This window comes from Anoxybacillus ayderensis (genome assembly GCF_000833605.1).
Lineage (GTDB): Bacteria > Bacillota > Bacilli > Bacillales > Anoxybacillaceae > Anoxybacillus > Anoxybacillus ayderensis.
The window spans coordinates 101,071-121,802 of the sequence record NZ_JXTG01000001.1 but is presented as its reverse complement, the minus strand read 5'-3'; the positions used below and the strand labels follow the sequence as shown (position 1 = coordinate 121,802).

The 20,732-nt window shown below is 44.2% G+C and carries 22 protein-coding genes; 3 read left to right on the top strand and 19 right to left on the bottom strand.

What is annotated here, in order from left to right; all coding sequences use genetic code 11:
* Nucleotides 1-10: 10 nt before the first annotated feature.
* From JV16_RS00640 to JV16_RS00585, 12 genes are all read right to left on the bottom strand, one after another.
* Nucleotides 11-1,477: a UDP-N-acetylmuramoyl-L-alanyl-D-glutamate--2,6-diaminopimelate ligase gene (locus JV16_RS00640; RefSeq protein WP_021094871.1), complete on the bottom strand. Its 1,467-nt coding sequence runs from the start codon at nt 1,475-1,477 to the stop codon at nt 11-13.
* Nucleotides 1,478-1,547: 70 nt separating this feature from the next.
* The gene (locus tag JV16_RS00635) at nt 1,548-3,464 is read right to left on the bottom strand and encodes a stage V sporulation protein D (RefSeq protein ID WP_021094870.1); all 1,917 of its coding nucleotides are present in this window, start codon (nt 3,462-3,464) and stop codon (nt 1,548-1,550) included.
* Between the two features lie 64 nt (nt 3,465-3,528).
* On the bottom strand, nt 3,529-5,703 hold the full coding sequence (locus tag JV16_RS00630) for a penicillin-binding protein (protein WP_042533796.1): 2,175 nt from the start codon (nt 5,701-5,703) through the stop codon (nt 3,529-3,531).
* Nucleotides 5,704-5,709: 6 nt separating this feature from the next.
* Nucleotides 5,710-6,072, bottom strand: a complete 363-nt coding sequence (ftsL, locus tag JV16_RS00625; protein ID WP_021094868.1) for a cell division protein FtsL — start codon at nt 6,070-6,072, stop codon at nt 5,710-5,712.
* 18 nt (nt 6,073-6,090) lie between these two features.
* Nucleotides 6,091-7,023, bottom strand: a complete 933-nt coding sequence (gene rsmH, locus JV16_RS00620) for a 16S rRNA (cytosine(1402)-N(4))-methyltransferase RsmH (protein ID WP_021094867.1) — start codon at nt 7,021-7,023, stop codon at nt 6,091-6,093.
* Nucleotides 7,024-7,179: 156 nt separating this feature from the next.
* Nucleotides 7,180-8,790, bottom strand: coding sequence for a bacillithiol biosynthesis cysteine-adding enzyme BshC (gene bshC / locus JV16_RS00615; RefSeq protein ID WP_021094866.1), 1,611 nt, complete (start codon nt 8,788-8,790; stop codon nt 7,180-7,182).
* A gap of 19 nt (nt 8,791-8,809) precedes the next feature.
* Entirely contained in the window at nt 8,810-9,205 is a 396-nt protein-coding gene (locus JV16_RS00610) for a DUF3397 domain-containing protein (RefSeq protein WP_021094865.1), read from the bottom strand.
* A complete protein-coding gene (locus tag JV16_RS00605; RefSeq protein ID WP_021094864.1) occupies nt 9,202-10,095 on the bottom strand; it encodes a 2-dehydropantoate 2-reductase in 894 nt (297 codons plus the stop codon). Before JV16_RS00605 ends, JV16_RS00610 begins: the two co-directional genes overlap by 4 nt.
* A 67-nt stretch (nt 10,096-10,162) precedes the next feature.
* Entirely contained in the window at nt 10,163-10,609 is a 447-nt protein-coding gene (locus JV16_RS00600) for an RsfA family transcriptional regulator (RefSeq protein WP_021094863.1), read from the bottom strand.
* A gap of 60 nt (nt 10,610-10,669) precedes the next feature.
* Nucleotides 10,670-11,422: an enoyl-CoA hydratase/isomerase family protein gene (locus tag JV16_RS00595; protein ID WP_021094862.1), complete on the bottom strand. Its 753-nt coding sequence runs from the start codon at nt 11,420-11,422 to the stop codon at nt 10,670-10,672.
* 103 nt (nt 11,423-11,525) lie between these two features.
* Nucleotides 11,526-11,699 carry a 50S ribosomal protein L32 gene (rpmF, locus tag JV16_RS00590; protein ID WP_003395111.1) on the bottom strand — a complete coding sequence of 58 codons (174 nt, stop codon included), beginning with the start codon at nt 11,697-11,699 and terminating at the stop codon, nt 11,526-11,528.
* Between the two features lie 63 nt (nt 11,700-11,762).
* Nucleotides 11,763-12,278: a YceD family protein gene (locus tag JV16_RS00585; RefSeq protein ID WP_021094861.1), complete on the bottom strand. Its 516-nt coding sequence runs from the start codon at nt 12,276-12,278 to the stop codon at nt 11,763-11,765.
* Nucleotides 12,279-12,419: 141 nt separating this feature from the next.
* Here JV16_RS00585 and JV16_RS00580 point away from each other — a divergent pair, with 141 nt between their 5' ends.
* Nucleotides 12,420-13,625 carry a nucleotidyltransferase gene (locus tag JV16_RS00580; protein WP_021094860.1) on the top strand — a complete coding sequence of 402 codons (1,206 nt, stop codon included), beginning with the start codon at nt 12,420-12,422 and terminating at the stop codon, nt 13,623-13,625.
* Here the strand turns inward: JV16_RS00580 and JV16_RS00575 are convergent.
* Both JV16_RS00575 and JV16_RS00570 read right to left on the bottom strand, forming a co-directional pair.
* Complete coding sequence (locus tag JV16_RS00575; RefSeq protein ID WP_021094859.1) at nt 13,617-14,630, bottom strand: SepM family pheromone-processing serine protease; 1,014 nt, start codon at nt 14,628-14,630, stop codon at nt 13,617-13,619. The two genes, JV16_RS00580 and JV16_RS00575, sit on opposite strands and share 9 nt — an antisense overlap.
* The gene (locus JV16_RS00570; protein WP_021094858.1) at nt 14,627-15,403 is read right to left on the bottom strand and encodes a patatin-like phospholipase family protein; all 777 of its coding nucleotides are present in this window, start codon (nt 15,401-15,403) and stop codon (nt 14,627-14,629) included. The genes JV16_RS00575 and JV16_RS00570 overlap by 4 nt, the downstream gene beginning before the upstream one ends.
* 100 nt (nt 15,404-15,503) lie before the next feature.
* Here JV16_RS00570 and ylbJ point away from each other — a divergent pair, with 100 nt between their 5' ends.
* Entirely contained in the window at nt 15,504-16,709 is a 1,206-nt protein-coding gene (ylbJ, locus tag JV16_RS00565) for a sporulation integral membrane protein YlbJ (RefSeq protein WP_021094857.1), read from the top strand.
* Here ylbJ and coaD read toward each other — a convergent pair.
* The 3 genes from coaD to JV16_RS00550 form a co-directional block, all read right to left on the bottom strand.
* Nucleotides 16,706-17,203, bottom strand: a complete 498-nt coding sequence (gene coaD / locus JV16_RS00560; RefSeq protein ID WP_021094856.1) for a pantetheine-phosphate adenylyltransferase — start codon at nt 17,201-17,203, stop codon at nt 16,706-16,708. The two genes, ylbJ and coaD, sit on opposite strands and share 4 nt — an antisense overlap.
* Nucleotides 17,204-17,205: 2 nt before the next feature.
* Complete coding sequence (gene rsmD, locus JV16_RS00555) at nt 17,206-17,772, bottom strand: 16S rRNA (guanine(966)-N(2))-methyltransferase RsmD (protein ID WP_021094855.1); 567 nt, start codon at nt 17,770-17,772, stop codon at nt 17,206-17,208.
* Between the two features lie 277 nt (nt 17,773-18,049).
* A complete protein-coding gene (locus tag JV16_RS00550) occupies nt 18,050-19,378 on the bottom strand; it encodes a hypothetical protein (RefSeq protein WP_042533794.1) in 1,329 nt (442 codons plus the stop codon).
* A 143-nt stretch (nt 19,379-19,521) separates the two neighbouring features.
* Between JV16_RS00550 and JV16_RS00545 the strand changes: the two genes are divergently transcribed.
* Nucleotides 19,522-19,911: a DUF7147 family protein gene (locus tag JV16_RS00545; protein WP_009373497.1), complete on the top strand. Its 390-nt coding sequence runs from the start codon at nt 19,522-19,524 to the stop codon at nt 19,909-19,911.
* 34 nt (nt 19,912-19,945) lie between these two features.
* On the opposite strand, the gene JV16_RS00540 is transcribed toward JV16_RS00545, so the two are convergent.
* Complete coding sequence (locus tag JV16_RS00540) at nt 19,946-20,212, bottom strand: YlbG family protein (protein WP_042533792.1); 267 nt, start codon at nt 20,210-20,212, stop codon at nt 19,946-19,948.
* A 19-nt stretch (nt 20,213-20,231) separates the two neighbouring features.
* Nucleotides 20,232-20,681 carry a YlbF/YmcA family competence regulator gene (locus JV16_RS00535; protein WP_042533790.1) on the bottom strand — a complete coding sequence of 150 codons (450 nt, stop codon included), beginning with the start codon at nt 20,679-20,681 and terminating at the stop codon, nt 20,232-20,234.
* Nucleotides 20,682-20,732 lie beyond the last annotated feature (51 nt).

The window sequence follows — 20,732 nt, the reverse complement described above, 5'->3', positions numbered from 1 at the left end:
TCCTCATCTCCTATTTATCTTTTCTTCGTTGAATAGCTTCGCGTGCGACGACACGATCATCGAAATATAACACATCTTTGCCAATAATTTGATACGTTTCATGCCCTTTTCCTGCGATTAAAACGACATCGCCTTCTTCAGCTTGCTCAATCGCATATGTAATCGCCTCTTTTCGATCGACGATACATACGACGTCTTCTGTTACCCCTTGCTTCATATCATTTAAAATGGCCATCGGGTCTTCTGAGCGCGGATTATCGGATGTAAAAATCGGCACATCGCTATATTGGACAGCGATTTGTGCCATCAATGGCCGCTTCGTCCGATCGCGATCTCCACCGCAACCGACGACGACAAATACGCGCTTTTTCGCAAACTGCCGAATCGTTTGCAACACATTTTCTAAACTATCTGGTGTATGGGCGTAATCAACGATAACTGTAAACGGCTGACCGGCATCAACGACTTCAAAGCGGCCCGGAACGCCTTCCATATGAGCGATCGCTTCAACAATCGTCGCGAGCGGAATGTTTGAGACAAGACAAGCACCGACAGCGGCTAACGTGTTATACACGTTAAACATGCCGATCAGTTTCGTTTTTATTTGTACCGTTTCGGTCGGTGTGACGAGTTGAAACGTCGTGCCGCTCGTTGTCATTTCAATATTTTTCGCCATGATGTCGCTTTTTTGATGAATGCCGTACGTAACAACGTGAGCCGCTGTACTTTTTTTGTATTCTTCGGAAGCCGCATCGTCTGCATTCAATATCGCAAATTTTGGACGTTGATGGTCAAAACGGTTGCCGAGTTGTGCAAACAATAACCCTTTCGACCAACGATAATGGTCCATCGTTTGATGGTAATCTAAATGATCTTGCGTTAAATTCGTAAACACAGCGACATCAAAATCGCAACCATGCACCCTTCCCATATGTAGCGCATGTGAAGAGACTTCCATCGCAGCGACGTCCACATCGGCATCGACCATTTTACGAAACATTTTTTGCAAGACGAGCGATTCAGGTGTTGTATTGTTTACATCATACGTTTCATCGCCTATTTTCATGTTAATCGTGCCAATGAGACCGGTTTTTTTTCCGGCATGACGGCATATGCGTTCAATGAAATGCGTCGTCGACGTTTTTCCGTTCGTTCCCGTCACGCCGATTAAATGAAGCTGATGCGTCGGCTGACCGTAAAACGCATCCGCTAACACCGCTAATGCTCGGCGGCTATCGTTCACATAAATGACCGGCACAGGCAATGTGAGCGGTCGTTCCGCAATGATCGCTACCGCTCCGCGCGCTACGGCTTGTTCAGCAAAATCGTGCCCGTCTACAGTAAATCCTTTGATACATACAAACAACGAGCCTTGTTTCACTTCTCTTGAGTCCATTTCAATCGATGTAATCGTTGGATTTTCTGTTACACGTGGGGTAAAGTTATGTAAATGTTGAAGCAACGTTTGTAACTTCATGCCGATCGTTCCTTTCTTTTTTTTCTTATATAAACAGAAAAAGAAGCCATGAGGATACTTCCTCTAGGCTTTACCGTTTCGTTCCAAAATAAACCCGGATCGTCGCTCCTTCTTTCACTTTGACTCCAGGCTTCGGCGCCTGTTCAATGACCGTATCACCTTCGCCACTACCATCTAATTTTAAGTGAAAAAGCTGTTGTTGCAAATCTTTTTTTGTTAAACCGATTAAATTCGGTACTTCTACATAGCGCACATCGAGCCACGTCGTTTCTTTTTCAATTTGTTGTTTACGCGGTTTTACACCAAGCGCACGCAAACTATCTTCCATAATATTTCCAACAATCGGAGCAGCGACGACGCCCCCAAATTGCACCGTTCCTTTCGGATTATCGACAGCGACATATACAACAATTTGCGGATCGTCCGCCGGAGCAAATCCGATAAAGGAAACGATATGGTTATCTTTTAAATATTGACCGTCTTTCGCTTTTTGTGCCGTACCTGTTTTACCGCCAACGCGGTAACCATCAACAAACGCTCCCTTACCTGTTCCTTGCGCCACAACGCTTTCAAGCGCATAGCGAATTTGCTTGGACGTTTCCTCGGAAATAACTCTCCGTTTTGCTTTCGGCGTTTGTCGGCGTACGACTTCCCCTGTGACCGGATCGAGCCATTCTTTTGCGATGTACGGTTGATATAAAATGCCACCGTTTACCGCCGCTGCGACCGCTGCGACTTGTTGAATCGGTGTAACAGCTACCCCTTGACCGAAAGCAGTCGTCGCTTGTTCGACCGGTCCGACGCGATGGAGCGGAAATAAAATACCTTTTCCTTCTCCTTGCAAATCGATGCCTGTTTTTTCACCAAAACCGAACGCGCGAATATATTGAAATAGTTTTTCTTTGCCAAGCCGTTCACCGAGTTCAACGAATCCGGGGTTGCACGAGTTTTGCACAACTTCAAGAAACGTTTGGTCGCCATGACCGCCACGCTTCCAACAATGGAGCGTCGCCCCAGCTACTTTCACATATCCCGGATCGTAAAAATGTTCTTTCAATAAATCGACTTTTTTTTCTTCTAATGCCGCCGCAAGCGTAATAATTTTAAACGTCGATCCCGGTTCATACGTGCTCCAAATCGGCAAGTTACGGTTAAAAATTTCAGGAGGAACGTGTTGAAAATCGGCAGGGTCAAACGTCGGACGGCTTGCCATCCCTAAAATTTCTCCGTTGTTCGGGTTCATCGCAATCGCAATAATGCCATCTGGGCGATATGTCGCTTCGGCGATCGTTAGTTCCCGTTCTAAAATCGTTTGGACGCGCGTGTCAATCGTCAATTTTAAGTCAAGACCGTCCACAGGCGGTGTGTATGCATCTGCCATTCCCGGCATGCGCTTTCCTTTCGCATCGGAATAAAATTGAACCGACCCCGGTTTGCCGCTTAACTGTTTATCGTAATAAAGTTCTAAACCCATTAATCCTTGGTTGTCAATACCTGCAAATCCGAGCACGTGCGATAAATAGCTTCCAAACGGATAGTAACGTTTCGAGTCTTCCGCGATATATACCCCTTTCATCCCTAAATCGCGAATTTGTTTTGCTTGCTCATTTGAAATTTTTCGCCCTTCTGGATGAATGCGTTCAATAGACGTTTTTTTCGTCACATGTTTATATGCTTTTTCGACGGGCATATTTAATATGCGTGCCAGTTCATTCGCGACTTCGGATGGGTTTTCAATTTGTCTTGGAACGACGAGCACAGAAGGGGCGCTCACGTTTGTCGCTAAAGGCACCCCGTTGCGATCGACGATTTCTCCGCGCTCTGGCTCAAACGGAATATTTCGGCTCCATAAATCTTTCGCTCGCTCCGTTAACATATCTCCTAAAACGAATTGCACATAACCGAGACGTATATTAATAATCGCAAAAATGAGAAATCCGATCAACAAAACGGCCGTTAATCGTTTGCGAACGGTCACTGCGCGCATATAGTAGAACCTCCTTATATGTTTCAGCTCGTTCCACTATATGCTTGTACCGCTCTATATAGAACTAATCGACTGGACCGTCTACTTGTTGTTCGGTGTCTGCTTGTTGTTTTTCATCGATATGTGACGGTTTTGCAAGCTCGACAATAATATAGTCGTGTTGTTTTACAACCGCTCCCGGAGAGATATTTTGCCTGAACACATATCCACTTCCGATAAAGCTCGGTTTTAACTGCAACAAATCAGCTAGCTTCATAACATCGCGCAACGACCAGCCGGTCACATCTGGCATGATCGCTTGTCCGTCCGTTTGCAACAAAATGCGATCGGGTGCAACGACGTGTTCCCCTTCTTTCGGAAACTGCGCACGCACTTCTTTTCCTTTGCCGACGATCGTGACATTGAACCCTTGTTTTTTCAACGACTGTGCCGCCTGTTCAACCGATTGACCGACATACGAAGGAAGAGGGATGCTTTTGTCTTTTTTCTCCCGCTTTTTCTCAACAGTCGGTTGAATGTTTAAATATTGTAAACTATTTTTCATGACGGGATTAAAAATCATCGATACGGGCGCCGCCCCCGTTTCCGTATATGAAATGTTTGGTTGTTGCACAGCGACATACATAATTAAGCGCGGATTTTCGCGCGGTGCCATACCTAAAAACGAGAAAATATAGTTTTGGTGCCCTGTTAAATATCCGCCTTTCGGATTTGGAATTTGCGCCGTTCCTGTTTTCCCTGCGACGCGATAACCTTCAATTTGGTACGGACGCCCTGTTCCTTTTTCAGATGTAACGACCGTTTCTAAAATGTCTAACACTTTTTCTGCTGTTTCTTTTGAAATCGGTGTATCGACAACGGTCGGTTCATGTTTTACGACCGTTTTCCCGCTGTCTGGATCAACGATGCGATCGACAACGTACGGTTTCATCATTTTTCCGCCGTTTGCGATCGCCGTAGCCGCCTGAATTTGTTGAATTGGTGTAACGGATGTTCCTTGCCCGAAACCTGTCGTCACTTTTTCGATCGGATAACGATATAAAATGTTTCCCGCCTTTTCGCCCGGCAATTCAATACCTGTCGGCTCGTTAAAATGGAAGCGATGCAAATATTGTAAAAAGCGATCTTCCCCTAGTTTTTCGCGCACGATTTTTGCGAATGCCACGTTTGACGAACGTTGCACCCCTTCAAGAAACGTAATTTTCCCCCAACCGACTTTATTATGGTCGCGAATGCGATGGTTTCCAACTTGATAAGAGCCGGATTGATACGTCTCGTTTGCGTGAAACACCCCTTCATTCACGGCAGCGGCAAGCGTAAAAATTTTCATTGTCGATCCCGGTTCGTACGGATATGCAATCGCATCGTTCAAGTAGTTTTCAATATTTCGTTTGTTCGGATTAAAGCTCGGGCGAGTGCTCATCGCTAAAATCGCCCCTGTTTTCGCATCTGCCACGATGGCGATTATTTTTTTCGGAGCATATTGTTTTTCCACCGCATTCATCGCATCTTCTAAAAACGTTTGGATTTTTTTATCAATCGTCAAATATACGTCTTTTCCGTTTTGCGGTGGAACGATGGTTTCATCCGAATGAGGCAGCTTAAACCCTTGTTGGTCACCTTTATAATAGACCTCGCCATCTTTTTCTTTTAACTGTTCATTGAACTGTTTTTCAATGCCCATTTTTCCGACAACTTCTTCCTTTTCCTCATCTTTTTGGGCATAACCGACGACGTATGATGCGAACGTACCGTTCGGATAAAATCGTTTTGAATCGCGTACAAACGTAATGCCTGGAAGCTGTAACGCCTCAATTTTTTGCTTAAGCGTTTGGCTAATGCCGCGACCGTTCGGACCGAACTCGACTTGATGCGCCTTTTTTTTCAAAATACGCTCTACATCCGCTACATCCATCTTTAATAGCGGTGCGAGTTTACGAGCTGTTTCTTCCGGATCAGTCACGTGTTGCGGCATGTTCGGATCGAGAATGGCAGCGACCGTGTAAGAAGGAATGTCTTCTGCGATGACTTCACCGTGCCGATCAAAAATCGTCCCTCGCTTCGCTTCAAGCACTTGTTTTTTTAAATAACGCTTTTGCGCCTCAACAGCTAACGCTCTTCCATCCGCTTCCCCTGTTGCTTGTAAATAAACGAAACGCCCAAACAATGTAAAAAAGAGCAAGCTAAAAAAAATGAAACATATAGCTGCTCCTCTATGTGTATGTTTATGCTTTCTCATTTGGCATCAGTCCTGCACAACTTTTACGTTGTTTTCGTTTAATGTCAAACCAAGTTCTTTCGCTTTCGCTAAAATGCGCTCATACGTGCTTAACTCTTGCACTTGTGCGTATAAATCGCGGTTTTGTTTTTGTTGCTCTTGAATGTCCGCTTGCAACTGTTGCACTTCTTTATTGACATGATAAATCGTGAACTGGTTAGAGATAATCGTGACGCTACTATATAGCGCAAATGCGAGAAACGAAACAAACACCATTTTTTCCCCGAACGTCCAACGTATGCCCCGCTGTGCCTTTTTCTTCTTCTTCGGCTCGCGTTGGACGTGTTGTTCGCGTTGTTGTACTTTTTGTTGTATACGAACAGCAGCCATCCTTTTTTCTCCTCCTTTTTACAGTTTTTCAGCGATGCGTAACTTCGCAGATCGTGCGCGATGATTATGTTGCAATTCTTCTTCTGACGGAACGATCGGTTTTTTTGTAATGATTTTTAATTTCGGCTTGTATTCATCAGGAATGATCGGCAATCCCGGCGGCAAGTGCGGCGTTTCACTTGCTTGTTTAAACGCGAGCTTACAAATGCGGTCTTCAAGCGAATGGAACGTAATGACGCTAATTCGTCCGCCCGGTTTTAATAAGTCAATCGCTTGTTCAATCGCTTCTTCAAACGCGCGCAACTCATCGTTGACCGCAATGCGAATCGCTTGAAACACCCGTTTGGCCGGATGTCCTCCTGTTCGGCGCGCCGGTGCCGGAATGGCTTCTTTAATGACTTCTGCGAGCTCCGTTGTCGTTTCAATCGACTTTTGCTTGCGCGTTTGCTCAATTTTACGGGCGATCGCTTTTGAAAATTTTTCTTCGCCATATTGAAAGAAAATTTTTACAAGCTGTTCATACGGCCATGTGTTCACGACGTCATACGCCGTTAACGTTTGTTCGCGATCCATGCGCATATCGAGCGGCGCTTCATGTTGATAACTAAACCCCCGCTCAGGCATATCTAACTGCGGAGATGATACGCCAAGATCAAACAAAATGCCGTCTACTTCATGCACACCGTAAAGGGCTAGCTGTTGTTTCATATAGCGAAAGTTACTTTTAATAATCGTAAACTGACCGCTATATCGTTCCAGTTTCTGTTGTGCATGACGAATCGCCACATCGTCTTGATCGAAGGCGAACAATCTTCCTTCTGGCGATAATTGCGATAATAAATATTCGCTATGTCCAGCTCCACCGAGCGTACAATCTACATATGTACCATCTTTTTTAATATTTAATCCGTCAACCGTTTCTTTTAATAATACCGTTACGTGATGAAACAAAGATGTCACCTACCTCGATTTCACTTGCTTTATAAGAAAATGAGTACAATTGTATTGTACCATCATTTCACTAAATTCACTACTTACTTCCGAACTATTCTATTGTACATAAAAAAAATCCTGTGCGCGACAGGATTTTTTTATCGACGAAAATAGTTAAAGATATACAATTTTATGCATCCCGTTCCAACGATAATCGACATGAAGAAGGCGGGAAACAAAGTCTAATCCATAGCGATTCATATAGTAAGTGATGTTCCAGACGCGTTCTTGTGGCATATTGTTCGGGCGAAGCGACAGTTCAATGCGCTCATATTTGCGCACGTGCACATTATGTTTTTGCAACATGCGTCGTGTAATCAATTGTTGAAGATAATCGATTTGTGTCTCGATCCGTTCGGCATTTTTCAACATCACTCCCTCAAGGTGAGGATCAATTTGCATGCCGAGTTGACGCAGTTGTTTATGAATGTGCGCCATTTGTTTTTTCGCTTCATCAAACGTTTCATCGAATGGGGCAGGTTGATTTGTGCGCACCCATGTGTCTAGCGCCTCCTTCGTCCCTTTTGTTAACGCCTCTTCTACCGTCATGCGCACATCCGCTAAATCGGTAGCAATATGGCGCTCAACAAGCGTGAAAGAAAGGCGCGGTACAATGGGCGGCATATGCCAATGAAAATGCTCAAACACGCGTTTTAACTCTGCCCAATAAGCGATTTCGCCCGGACCAGCAATAAAAGCAAGCGTCGGAAATAGCCACTCTTGCATAAGCGGTCGTGTGACGACGTTGTTGCTAAATGATTGCGGTTCGCTTTCAATTCGTTGTCTTAATTCATCTGGCGTAAAACGATATGCCCCATCTTTCGTGTAAAAATGTTGCTTGTCATCGTCGTAATATAATAACCGACGTTGACCGTCATCGTAAAACAAATGAGCGCACAATGGCGAGACATCAATGGCTCGTGCATAGCCTAGTTGTGCAAGGTGTCGTTGTTGGGTTTGAAGGGCGTTTGTAATCGCTTTATGTTCATAAGCAAGCGTCATAAACCATTCGCGCTCGATCGCCCGAAGCTGCGGATGAGCGGCATCAACGACGACGATGCCTTCTTTCGCAAACAACGTTAAAATGATTGCCACAAAAAAGTCCGTCACCGTATCGGATCGCGTGATACATTCATGTATGTATGCGCGCAACTCGTTTGTCACGTCCGTCTCGCCATACGTTTTTAACACATCGTCAATCCAATGCTTCAACGCATCCGCATCGATATCAATATGAGCAGCCATTCGCTTTTCTTTCGCTAATGGCGGATATACATATTTTTTTACTTTTCCATGTTCAGCGATATGTACATAATTTATTTCTGAAATATCATGGTCTTCAGAAGCCACCCAAAATATTGGCACGACAGGAACGCCAAGCTGTTTCTCTTGTTGCTTTGCTAATACGATAATCGAAATGATTTTATATATCGTATATAACGGTCCGGTTAAAAGCCCTGCTTGTTGTCCGCCGATGACAACGACACTTTCTCGCTGACGTAGTTTTTCAATGTTTGCGATCGTTTCACGACTTGCTTGAAACTTTTGATGATACGTTAATAAATGATCCGCAAGCGCTTCACGAGCATACGTTCGTTTTTGCAATTCACGCAAACGTTGTTCAAACGAATAAGAGTGAAACGCTTCGCTGACTGGAAACTTCCCCTCGATATATTCCGTTGCTAAACGGTTTGTTGCTGGTAACGACAGCTCGATGACTTCCATTGTAAACTTCCTTTCCCATTCATGATGAAAATGCGATCATGACACGATGAATAATCCCATATATGAACAATCCAATATAAGCGGTTGTAAATAATAAAAATTGCATTTTCCAATACAATTTAAACGTTCGTTGTAACGATACATCGCCAGTTTTTTTCCAATATAAAACGATCCCAATCATAAATGTAACGATAAAAAAAATAAGCAGTTCAACGATATACGATCGTTGAAAAATCGCTTGCAATAAGACGTGAACAGCGAAAATAAAAAAAATGGTCGAGCCGTTCACCGCGAGATGAAACGCACGCTTTCCTTTCCGCTTAAACACGGTTTTTGCGAGCGTAAATATAAAAAAAAACGAAAAAAACGGCATGACAATCATGATCGCAATGAAAGAGGCGAGTATATCTTTCATCTCTCCTTCTCCCCCTCTAATTGTTTCCCTTTCACAAGCGCATATAAAAATGTACTAATTGGCGCTGGGACGCCTCGCTCGTTCGCCCGCTCGATTACATAACGTAAAATCGCATCTAATTCCGTCTTTCGCCCTGACTCGATGTCACGCAACATCGATGAACGATTGGCAGCTGTTTGACGACAGACCGTTTCAATATGTTTCCATATACGTTCTCGTTGTTCGAGTTGAAAAACGGACGCCACTTCTTGAAACAACTGCTTCATCGCTTGTCGATACGGCTCATGTGTCACTAACATGCCGTTTGGGACGCGCAATAAAGCGGTGAGCGGATTAATCGCTACGTTTACCATTAATTTTTCAAGCAACATCGCTTCCCAATCGTCGACATATTGAAACGGAAAGCGATTGTTTGTCGATGATAAAAACGAAAACGCTTCTTTTTCCCCACGCCATACGCTCCATTTCGTTTGACCGACACCGGTATGAGAAACGGTCGTATCATCGATTTTTAAGGCACCATGTTCGACGACAGCGAGCGCAATATGATGATGCGGCACATGCGGCAAATACGACACATGTCCCATGCCGTTTTGTAAAAACATGATCGCGTTTGCTTGGAGCATATGTATGCGCGTTTGCAATATGTTTGCTAAATCGTATTGTTTCACTGCGATAAACAACATCTCTTCTTCGATTTCACGAACAAACGGTTCGGCATGTACGCGATGCGTCGTCCGTTCGTTTCCGCATATAACCGTCAGCCCATGGGTGCATAGCTTTTCTGCTTGCTCATTTCGACGTGTATAAATCGTGACGTCATGGTCGCCACAAAAATAAGCTGCGGTCAACAACCCAACTGCTCCGCCCCCTACAATTCCAATGCGCACCGCACGTCCTCCTCTTTTCTTACTATGTTTTATTGTATAAAAAAAAGTAGCTGTCGTCTATCAGCTACTACACAGACAATTGGCGGGCGCGCTCTAAAATGTGCATGACGGCTTGATATTCTTGTTGCACCGCTTGCAGTTGTTTTTCAAGCGCTTCTTTTTCTTTTTGAAGCGTCCATACTTGCTCTCGCAATCGTTCAATTTCTTGTTGCCCTTCTCCACGCTGTTGCAACGTTTGTAAAAAAGAAATGACATCTTGTAACGTCATATCGCGCTCGGGCGTTTGCGGCTCTTTTTTCTTTTTCCGCTGCTGTTTGGCAAGCTCTAGTTCCTCTTCATATCGCTTGCGCACGTATGCGTTCCAACGAAATCCGCAAGCCGCTGCCGTTCGCGATAGTTTTTTCCCTACTTCTTCAAACGCTCGTAATTGTGTGCCACCTTCTCTCACAAAAGCTAACACCGTTTCTGCAAGCAACATATCTTCTTCTTCTGTCCACGCATCTTGACGCATCATTTCTATCCCTCCTCGCTGCATTTACTATATGCGTATGCAGCTAATAGAGAAGATAGAAGATTATTTGTTTCGTTTTGCTAAAAATGATTGCACCGCTCGATCGTGCTCTTCGCTTTCCCATAAATACGCACATCGTTCAATTTCAGCGAAAAAGCGTTGGCGAAACTCCTCTGTTTTCCAACGTCCGACCGCTGCTTCTTTATAGGCGCGCAATACCGCAGTCGGTTTATTCGTATAACAACGTAATTGTTTTTCGCATCGTTCGCGCAACGAGTCAGCAAAAATGCGGTGAACGAAACCGATGCGTTCTGCCTCCTCGGCTGTGATCGTTTGCGCATGTAACAATAAATCGAGCGCTTTGTCGTACGCCATTTTTTCAAATAACATTGCTGCGCCGCCCCAGCCTGTTGTAATGGCTAAATTCGCTTGGACAAATCCAAGGCGGGCACCGGCACGGGCGAAGCGAAAATCACACGCTGTCGCCAATTCACAACCTCCGCCGATCGCTTTACCGTTTATAAGCGCAACCGTTGGCTTCGGTAACGTCAATAATCGATATAAAATGTTTCCCATTTTCCATAGCATCGCATGCGCTTCCTCTTTTGTCGTCAGCTGATGAAATACTTGTAAGTCCCCACCAGCGCAAAACGCTTCTTCCCCTTCGCCAGTAATGACGAGCACTTTCGCTTCATCATCGCATTCGACGAGCTGAAGCGCCTGTTCAAGTTCATCCATGACCGCATAATCAATCGCATTTCGTCTTGTCGGACGACAAATCGTAAACCAAACGATCCCATGTTGTTTTTCAATCATCTTCCCTCTCCCCTTTATTGTATGTACATCATGTTTATTCGCTTTTTTATGCTTTTTTCCTTTTAAAAAAGAAAAGCGCAAGGGAACGACCCTTACGCTTCTCTTATTTGTTTACAACGTCTTTTCCTTTGTATGTTCCACAAACTTTACATACGCGATGAGCAAGTTTCATTTCACCGCAGTTTGGGCATTCTACCATACCAGGTACGCGCAATTTGAAGTGCGTACGACGTAGTCTCTTTTTCATTTTCGATGTTCTTCTAAAAGGTACTGCCATCATTTCCACCTCCTTAAAGAGATTTAGGCGAATATGGAGGCCGGTGTAGTTCCGGATCTTCCCTTAAGATTCGTGTTTGTTTTCGAAAAACTTCGCTAGCTTCGCAAGGCGCGGATCGATTTTATTTTCATGTTCTTCTTCCGAAATGACCGCCCAATCTTTTCCTGATTGCGGAACGGCATCGGGATGATCCGGCTGCTCGCTAAACACTTGCATCGGAATTTCAAGAAGAATAAGTTCTTTAATGATCGGCATTAAGTCGATCGCTTCTCCTTGAACAATGTGCGACTCTTCATCCGTTGCGTCATAGTCGTTTAGAAAAAACGTTTCTGTGCTTTCGATCGCGAATGGATACGATACGTCCACGAGCGTACGGGAACAAGGAAGCTTCATCGTTCCCTCGATCGTTAAGTGGAACGTAAATTTTTTCGCGCTTATATCTGCCCGTCCAGAAATATGAACAGGAGAAATGTCGCGAATGGAAGCGTCCACTTGTTTTAACTCGGACACATCGGCCATTTCGTCAATCGTCAGCCCTTTATGCTGCAACTGATGAAGTTGATGAATAGACCATCTCAATGATAATCACCTCAAGACAACAAAGAAAATTATACGTTTGAACACCCGTTTTGTCAATATTTTTTCTTTACACTACTTCCATTATAATCGATTTATACTCACTGTATCACGTTTTAAACAAAAAAGAAAGGTGGACGACAAATGAAAGCGGTCGGCATCGTGGTAGAATACAATCCGTTTCATAACGGGCATTTATATCATGTGCAACAAACGCGAAAAAAAACGAAGGCGGATTGCGTCATCGCCGTCATGAGCAGCTCGTTTACACAACGAGGAGAACCAGCCATCGTGCCAAAATGGGAACGGGCTCGCATGGCGCTTGCAGGCGGTGTCGATCTCGTCGTCGAACTTCCTTATCCGTTTGCGGTACAAACGGCCGAATCGTTCGCTCATGGTGCCATTTCGATTCTCGATGCGCTTTTTTGCGAACAAGTATGTTTCGGGAGCGAACACGGAAACATCGATGCGTTTATCAAAACCGCTCAATTGCTGACAAATGAAAAAGAGCAACATGACGAAAAAGTGAAACATTATATGAAACAAGGGATGAGCTATGCGAAAGCATGCGCTTTAGCGCTGAATGATATCGGTCACGATATACTTGATATGTCGCAACCAAACAACATTTTAGGATTTCATTACGTCAAAGCAATTATCGAACAACAAAGCAAAATGACACCGGAGACGATTCAACGAACGGTAGCCCATTATCACGATGAGACGCTACCTGTAAATGAAAGCATTGCGAGCGCCACAAGCATTCGCCGTTTTTTACAATCCGGTCATGACGATGTCGCACGCTACGTTCCTAAAACGACATACGACACGTTACAAGCGTACCGTCATACATATACGACATGGCACGATTGGGAAACATATTTTCCGCTTCTCAAATATCGTTTATTGACGATGGAGCCAGATGACATTCGTTACATCGCTGAAGTCGAAGAAGGAATTGAACATCGGTTGCAAAAGGCGATTGCACATGCGACATCGTTTCACGGTTTTCTTTCGGCGATCAAAACGAAACGATATACGTGGACGCGGTTGCAACGCATATGTACGCACATATTGACGAACGTCACGAAAAAAGAAATGGCAAAAGCGCATAAAAATAAGCGTGCGACGTACATTCGACTACTAGCGATGAATGAAATAGGGAGAGCGTATGTACGAAAAGTGAAAAAACAAACAACATTGCCGATCGTCACAAACGTAAAACATATACAAAATGATGCTGTATATCATATCGAAAAAAAAGCGGCGCAAGCATATATGTGTATATTGCCTGAGCCGCTTCGAACGGAAGCGTTGCAACGTGAATACGCCACACCTCCGTTACGATAACTTTTGTAAAAATTGAACAGCATCATCGAACGTATCGACAGGGACAATTTTCATCTTCGTTCCGATGTCTTTTGCCGTTTTCACCGCTTCTTTATAATTTGAATGTTTCGCTCCGCGTTCGTTCGGAGCGAAAAAAATGTCCGCGCCTGCTTTATGGGCTGCGATCACTTTTTGAGAAATGCCGCCGATCGGTCCGACTTCTCCGTCGATGTTAATCGTTCCTGTCCCAGCAATGCGATAACCTTTTGTCAAATCTTCAGGAATGAGTTGGTTGTACACTTCGAGCGCAAACATCAAACCAGCTGACGGTCCACCAATTTCATCCGATTCAATGCGAACAGGTGGATCGGTCACAATATCGCGATCAGTCATGACCGAAACACCGAGACCGACGCGATTTTTTTCTTTCGGAAACGGTGCGAGCGTCAATGTCGCCGTTTTTTCTTTCCCCGCTCGCTTATATGTGACACGAACGCGATCCCCTTTTTTCTTTCCGCTTACGTATTGAATAAACGCATCGGCTTCTTCAATTCGTTGTCCGTCAATGGCCACTAATTGATCGCCGCTTTTCAAGACGTTTGCCGCGGGCATGCCGTCAACGACGTAAAGCACGTATACTCCTTTATTTCGATACGAAAACGATCGATTTGCTTTTTTATATGCAACAGCAATCGCCGTTTCTTTTGAATTTTCCATCATTTTTAATTGCCGATGCGCATATTCTTCGTCGTTTTCCCCTTCTTGACGCACTTCATCCATCCGATATAGTTCGTTATATTTACTGATGTGCGCAAACGCAAATGAAAAAACGTTTGCCTGCCCCATTCGAACGGTCGTTAACATAAATTTTCCTTTTTCTTTATAGCCGCCTTCGACTTCAACGAGCGGACGCAACGGTTCAGCCGTTCCAGGCATCGTGACGTAATACGGCAAGTGGAAAAACGTAGCAAAAACGAATAGTAGTGCGATCATGATTGTCGTTGCAATATAGCGTTTTTTCTTCATTGCTCAAACCCCTTCTCTGCAAGCAGTTGACGGATAGCTGGAAGCTGTTGCCGCGCCGCTTCTTCACCGATTTGAATCATTTCTTTTGCATGGGTAAATGCATACGAACTATAACGTTCTAGTTGCGGACGAATGACGATATCCGCTTGGGCGATGCGGTGAGAAGCAAGTTCAGCTTGAATAATGTCTAAACTTTGTAAAATGACATCGAAAATTGATGAAATCGTATCGTTCTTTTTGACGGAAGCGACATCGACAGCGATGACAACGTCAGCACCCATTTCACGAACGACGGTGGCTGGCACGCGGTCGATCACTCCGCCATCGACGAGCAACCGTCCGTTCCATCGCTCCGGTACAAAAATGCCGGGAATCGAAATGCTTGCCCGCACCGCATCTGCTATTTTTCCTTCGCGAAACACAACTTTTTCCCCTTTTTGTAAATCCGTTGCGACAATCGCTAACGGAATACGAGTATGTTCGATTCGCATTTGTTTTGTCACGACAGCGATGAACTGCTTAATATGTGCCCCTGAAATTAACCCCATTTTCGGCACTGTCCAATCAATATAATCGTTGCGTCGAAAAGCCGTCGCTAACCGATATAATCGTTCCGTTGACATCCCCGATGCATATAACGCTCCAACGAGGGCGCCCATGCTGCTTCCTGCGATCATATGAATCGGGATATTTTCTTCTTCTAACACTTTAATGACCCCCGCATGCGCAAAGCCGCGCGCCCCGCCGGAGCCTAAGGCTAACCCGATTTTCATTCATGTTCCCCCTTCCCTGTTCAATACTATGGTCTAAAATGTCCACATATACTCGTATATTAAAACGAGCACGATCGGCGAATGAGGAGGCCAACGAACGATGAAAGAAAAATGGAAAACGTTGATGCTATCGTCTATAATTATTTGTTTATGTATTGCATTGCTCCGCTATCCACAACAGTCGTTTGAAGCAGCAGTGCGCGGATTGCATATGTGGTGGGATGTCGTCTTCCCTTCCCTTCTCCCTTTTTTTATTGTATCAGAAATTTTAATTGGATTTGGTGTCGTTCATTTTCTCGGTGTATTGCTTGAACCATTCATGCGTCCGCTTTTTAAAGTGCCGGGCATCGGCGGGTTCGTTTGGGCGATGGGGATGGCTTCCGGCTACCCTGCTGGCGCAAAGCTGACCGCGCGCTTAAGACAGCAACAACAACTTTCCGCCATTGAAGCAGAACGGCTCGTTTCGTTTACAAACTCGTCTAATCCGCTCTTTATTTTTGGTGCGATTTCGGTCGGTTTTTTTCATAATCCGAACATCGGTATCGTTCTTGCTTTATCTCATTATCTTGGCAACATTTGCGTCGGATTGATCATGCGCTTTCACGGAAAAGACGAAGAATATGTTGTCCAAAAACAAAAAAAGGGCATTTTCCGTCAAGCGTTCCGCGCGATGCATGAAACGCGCTTAAAAAATAACCAAGCGATCGGAAAACTGCTCGGAGATGCCGTCCGCTCTTCCATTCAAACGCTTTTTATGATCGGCGGGTTTATTATTTTATTTTCTGTTTTCAATCGATTGCTTTATGTGACAAATATGACCGACATGCTTGCCCATGTTGTGCAATACGTGCTAGCCATTTTTCATTTGCCGCGCGAATTAAGTGTTCCATTCATCGCAGGGGTGTTTGAAATTACGCTCGGCAGCCAAATGGCGAGCGAAGCAACAAATGCGACATTGTTGGAAAAAGTGATTATTACAAGCTTTATTCTCGCTTTTGGCGGTTTTTCGGTACAAGCACAAGTAGCGAGCATTTTAGCGGAAGCAAATATTCGCTTTCAACCGTTTTTCATCGCCCGCATATTTCACGGGTTATTTGCTGCTTTTTTCGCTTCAATGCTTTGGAAGCCGCTATACGTTCAGCCGCTTGAATCGGCAGAAACGTTACCGGTATGGCTTCCGAAAGCGACGATCGATTGGCCTGTATTATACATACATTGGATCGAGCAATACGGCTTTATGATTACCGCAACAGCATGTTTGTTATATGTCGCCATCGCTTTTCGACGTGAAAAACCACCTGCTTAAAGGTGGTTTTTTGCATCAGAAAACTTTTTCCGAAGCGCTTCTTCCACAACTTTTGGTACGAGCTCGGAAATGTTGCCGTTATATTTCGCCACTTCTTTTACGATGCTTGAACTTAAAAAAGAGTATTGGTTGTTCGTCATCATAAAAAACGTTTCGATTTGTTCGTTTAAGATGCGGTTCATCGATGTGATTTGCATTTCGTATTCAAAATCGGAGACGGCACGCAACCCGCGCAAAATCGCGCTCGCCTGTTTACTTTTCGCATAGTCGACAAGCAGTCCTTGATAAGAGTCGACTACGACGTTATGTAAATCTTTCGTCACTTCCTTGAGCAGTTGCACCCGCTCTTCTGCGGAAAATAACGGTTTTTTCGATGAATTGTTTAATACGACAACATATACTTTGTCAAACACTTTTGCCCCGCGGCGAATAATATCTAAATGCCCGTATGTGACAGGATCAAAACTCCCTGGGCATACTGCGATGCTTGCCATATTTATTCTCCTTCCTCATCGACATAGGCGTAAATCGATACAGCGGTGATGCCATACGTTTCATGTTTTACTTGCGTTAAGCGTCCAATTTGTTTGGCGAGTTGTCCTTCCGCTCCGTGCTCAGCGACGACAAAGCCATCTTTCTGTAACAGTTGATGACTATCGATGATCGCAATGAGCGCTTCAAGCTGCTTATTTTTATAAGGTGGATCAAGAAAAATGAGATGAAACGTCAAGCCCCGTTTTATGATTGCTTTTAATGCTCGTTCAGCATCGTTGCGATAAATTTCCGCTTGATCTGTTAGGCGACAAGCGGTGACGTTCTTTTTTATCGTTTGAACGGCTTTCGCGTCATGGTCAACGAAAATGACGCGATCTAAACCGCGACTGAGCGCTTCAATACCGAGTCCACCGCTTCCACCGAATAAATCGAGCCCAAGCCCTCCTGAAAAATACGGACCGATCATATTAAAGATTGCTTCTTTTACTTTATCTGTCGTCGGGCGCGTCGTCATCCCCGGCACAGCTTGGAGCGGTTTGCCTTTACATTTCCCTGATATGACTCGCATCATCTTTCACCTCGCTTTTATGATCATAACATAACCGTCCAAAAGATGAACGATAGAAGGAAAAAATATGATAATTACGTATACAATGCAAAACAATGGTTATACTCATAGTAACAACATCGTTGATGATGTTGTTGCCAACCACGGAGAAGACTTACGTTCCCCATAAGTTCTTCCTCCGGTTTCTCCTCTCCCTTTTTTCCTTCTCTTTTTCGGCTCGTCCGAAAAAGAATGGAAGGGTCCCTGCGGCATATGCCACAGGGCATTTTTTTTTGCCTTATTGACCAATCACACGTATTTCTTCGCTCGTTTCACTAATGTAGACGGAAAACCATTTTGGAAATTCAGTTCGCTCCATGTATAACGTTCCGTTCCACTGTTGAACGACCGTCTTCGTGCCGTTGATAAAAAAGCGCCAACGTGCTCCATCTTTTTCAATAAATACGGCTTCTCCCGAACGTTGAACAGTATAGCCAAGCGTGCGCATAATCGGAACGAACGGAAACAGCTGTTGACCATCTTTTAATAACACATGAGCTGTCGGCAATTTTACTTCATTGACGACGAGCATTTTTCGTTCCGTAAATGTCATGTACGGCTCCTCATTTTGGAAAAACGTCGTATTCCCCCCATACGCCTTTCCTAGCCATTCATCTAACTTTTTCATCGTTAACGATTGACCATCGCTCGTTTGAACGAGCGTCCAAAACGTTTGTTGTTCTTCTTTCGTTAACGTTTGTTTCAATTGTTGCGACGCACGTTTTGCCTGTTTTGTGACCGGTTCTGTTTTCGTCATATACGAAACGAGCAAATCCCATATCCATTCGGGGACAGCGCTATTTGGAAACCGTTGCTCTAGCTGCACGCGAACGTAAGCGCGCTGCACGTCGGAAAAAGAAGACGTCTCCGATATAATGACGAACGTCGGCGTCATGTACTGAAGACGAAATGGGGTGACGACGAGCGTCTGCACACCGTTTTGCCTCCAAAATGATCGCTCGGCATCGTTTAATGGCTTTGTTGTGTAGATGCTAACATTTTCATCAAACGATGTGCGCAACGGCTTCGTTTGAAAATAGAGGGGAACGGTTTGTCCCCCTTTTTTCTCCCACATAAAAAACGAAAAAGACGGTTTATATACGTAGCCAACGAGCTTTCCGTCCGCCGCCCATATCCCTTTCGGATGAACGACATCGGTGAGCGATATATTCATTTGTTGCGGTTGTGTCGTATGAAAACGAATGAGCCATTCTTTTATGAAAAGCGGCTCTTTTTGCGCAACCGTCACACGATAAGTGAGGGAAATCGTATGTGTATTTGGCACATGGATGATCGTCTTTCCGTTTTTTTGTTTCACGCATTGTTTTTGTTTTACACACGAAACATTTTTCACTTCTTTTGGCACAGTTACTTCGTATGTGTTCGTGACAGCCCCGCGTATATGATGAACGACTTCAATCGTTTTTCCGGTAAATTTTGCTTCAATGTCATGCTGGAGCACCGATTGTTTTGTCGCTTCCGTATGATATTCGTCCCATTGATAATATAAAGCTCCTGCGCTAACTCCAAGGAAAAGGAGCGTTGAAATGAAAGCTATTCTCCACATACAATGGCTCCTTCATTAGCAGTTTATATTATAACAATAGCAAAATTTCATTCCGTTGTCATACACCGTTTTCACTAATTGTCGAAAAAAGTTGAACGTGATAAAGTAATGATGGAATACATATAAAGTGAGGGAATGAACAGATGATTCAACGTTTTATTGAACTAGGAGAAGGATATTCTGATATTTATGAGCTCATCGAAATCGCGAAATCAAACCGTCACCGCTTATCTGGTTTGTTCGCCTTTCATACGATGAAAGACGGGAAAGCGCTCACATCGTTCGTCGTTGTGCTTCATCCGACCGATCCAGGTGATTTTCAACCGTTATACATTTGCCGCGAAGGCATTCCACATCCGTCTGTCAAAGTGACAAAACGATATGAATTGTTCCTCGATTTAGCGAAAGAATTGAATCAAGAAATTATTCATTTAGATGTAAAGCCATCAACTTTTTTTGCTGACTTACAATTGTACTATCAACATTTAATCGGCATTATGCGCATGAATCGGTTCATTCCGCCTCTACAATAAGAAAAGCGAAAGGATGTCACGCGTGGACATCCTTTTATATTCCGTATTCATATTCTTTTTCTTTATCTGCTTTCGATTCGAATTCGACTTTGACATACGGGCGGTAAGACGGCTCCACTCGTTTCACAAACGGTAAAGAAGCGAGTTTTTTCATCACGCCTTCCGCTTCTTCCATATTGCAATATAAAACAGCATATTTTAATCGTTTCGATACGTAATGAACGTTTCCGTATTTTCGTAATTGTTTGCTATGTTTTAACGAATAAAGCCAAACGATAATGCCTTGACGCATTGGAAACATGCGCCCATCCCCCCTTTTATCATTTCGTCCGACAGCCGCACGCTCCGCCAGATCCGCATCCTCCACCGCAAGATAAAGAGTCAAAATACGGATTTCCGGTCGGCACTTTAATGTTTTCAGATACCGCCCGACCGATCATCGTGCTAATTTCATCTAAAAGCGACTGCATCTCTTTCTCCGCCCGTTTAAACGCGGCAATCGGACCGTATACATCTAATTCACGCTTTGCCTCGCGCACTTGTTTTGTTACTTCTTTGTAGTCTGGATGATATTTCCCAAAGCGCTGCACGTCTTCGTATCGTTCTTTTAATTGAACGAAACGATGAATGAGCTGCTGCGCTTTCTCATCTTGTTGCATATGATAAAAACAGCGACGATATTCCTCCGCCACGTCTGATTCGACAATCATTTTGCCAAGTTGTTCAGCAACATCTAACAACTGCAATCGTTCGATCGTTGCTACAAGCACGAGCAACACCTCCACAACCGTATCATAACACGATTTTCTCCACAAAACAAA

Excerpts from the sequence above, each read along its gene's own strand:
- JV16_RS00640 (WP_021094871.1), bottom strand. The coding sequence starts at position 1,477 with ATGAAGTTACAAACGTTGCTTCAACATTTACATAACTTTACCCCACGT.
- JV16_RS00635 (WP_021094870.1), bottom strand. The coding sequence starts at position 3,464 with ATGCGCGCAGTGACCGTTCGCAAACGATTAACGGCCGTTTTGTTGATC.
- JV16_RS00630 (WP_042533796.1), bottom strand. The coding sequence starts at position 5,703 with ATGAGAAAGCATAAACATACACATAGAGGAGCAGCTATATGTTTCATT.
- ftsL (WP_021094868.1), bottom strand. The coding sequence starts at position 6,072 with ATGGCTGCTGTTCGTATACAACAAAAAGTACAACAACGCGAACAACAC.
- bshC (WP_021094866.1), bottom strand. The coding sequence starts at position 8,790 with ATGGAAGTCATCGAGCTGTCGTTACCAGCAACAAACCGTTTAGCAACG.
- JV16_RS00610 (WP_021094865.1), bottom strand. The coding sequence starts at position 9,205 with ATGAAAGATATACTCGCCTCTTTCATTGCGATCATGATTGTCATGCCG.
- JV16_RS00600 (WP_021094863.1), bottom strand. The coding sequence starts at position 10,609 with ATGATGCGTCAAGATGCGTGGACAGAAGAAGAAGATATGTTGCTTGCA.
- JV16_RS00595 (WP_021094862.1), bottom strand. The coding sequence starts at position 11,422 with ATGATTGAAAAACAACATGGGATCGTTTGGTTTACGATTTGTCGTCCG.
- rpmF (WP_003395111.1), bottom strand. The coding sequence starts at position 11,699 with ATGGCAGTACCTTTTAGAAGAACATCGAAAATGAAAAAGAGACTACGT.
- JV16_RS00580 (WP_021094860.1), top strand. The coding sequence starts at position 12,420 with ATGAAAGCGGTCGGCATCGTGGTAGAATACAATCCGTTTCATAACGGG.
- JV16_RS00575 (WP_021094859.1), bottom strand. The coding sequence starts at position 14,630 with ATGAAGAAAAAACGCTATATTGCAACGACAATCATGATCGCACTACTA.
- JV16_RS00570 (WP_021094858.1), bottom strand. The coding sequence starts at position 15,403 with ATGAAAATCGGGTTAGCCTTAGGCTCCGGCGGGGCGCGCGGCTTTGCG.
- ylbJ (WP_021094857.1), top strand. The coding sequence starts at position 15,504 with ATGAAAGAAAAATGGAAAACGTTGATGCTATCGTCTATAATTATTTGT.
- coaD (WP_021094856.1), bottom strand. The coding sequence starts at position 17,203 with ATGGCAAGCATCGCAGTATGCCCAGGGAGTTTTGATCCTGTCACATAC.
- rsmD (WP_021094855.1), bottom strand. The coding sequence starts at position 17,772 with ATGCGAGTCATATCAGGGAAATGTAAAGGCAAACCGCTCCAAGCTGTG.
- JV16_RS00550 (WP_042533794.1), bottom strand. The coding sequence starts at position 19,378 with ATGTGGAGAATAGCTTTCATTTCAACGCTCCTTTTCCTTGGAGTTAGC.
- JV16_RS00545 (WP_009373497.1), top strand. The coding sequence starts at position 19,522 with ATGATTCAACGTTTTATTGAACTAGGAGAAGGATATTCTGATATTTAT.
- JV16_RS00540 (WP_042533792.1), bottom strand. The coding sequence starts at position 20,212 with ATGTTTCCAATGCGTCAAGGCATTATCGTTTGGCTTTATTCGTTAAAA.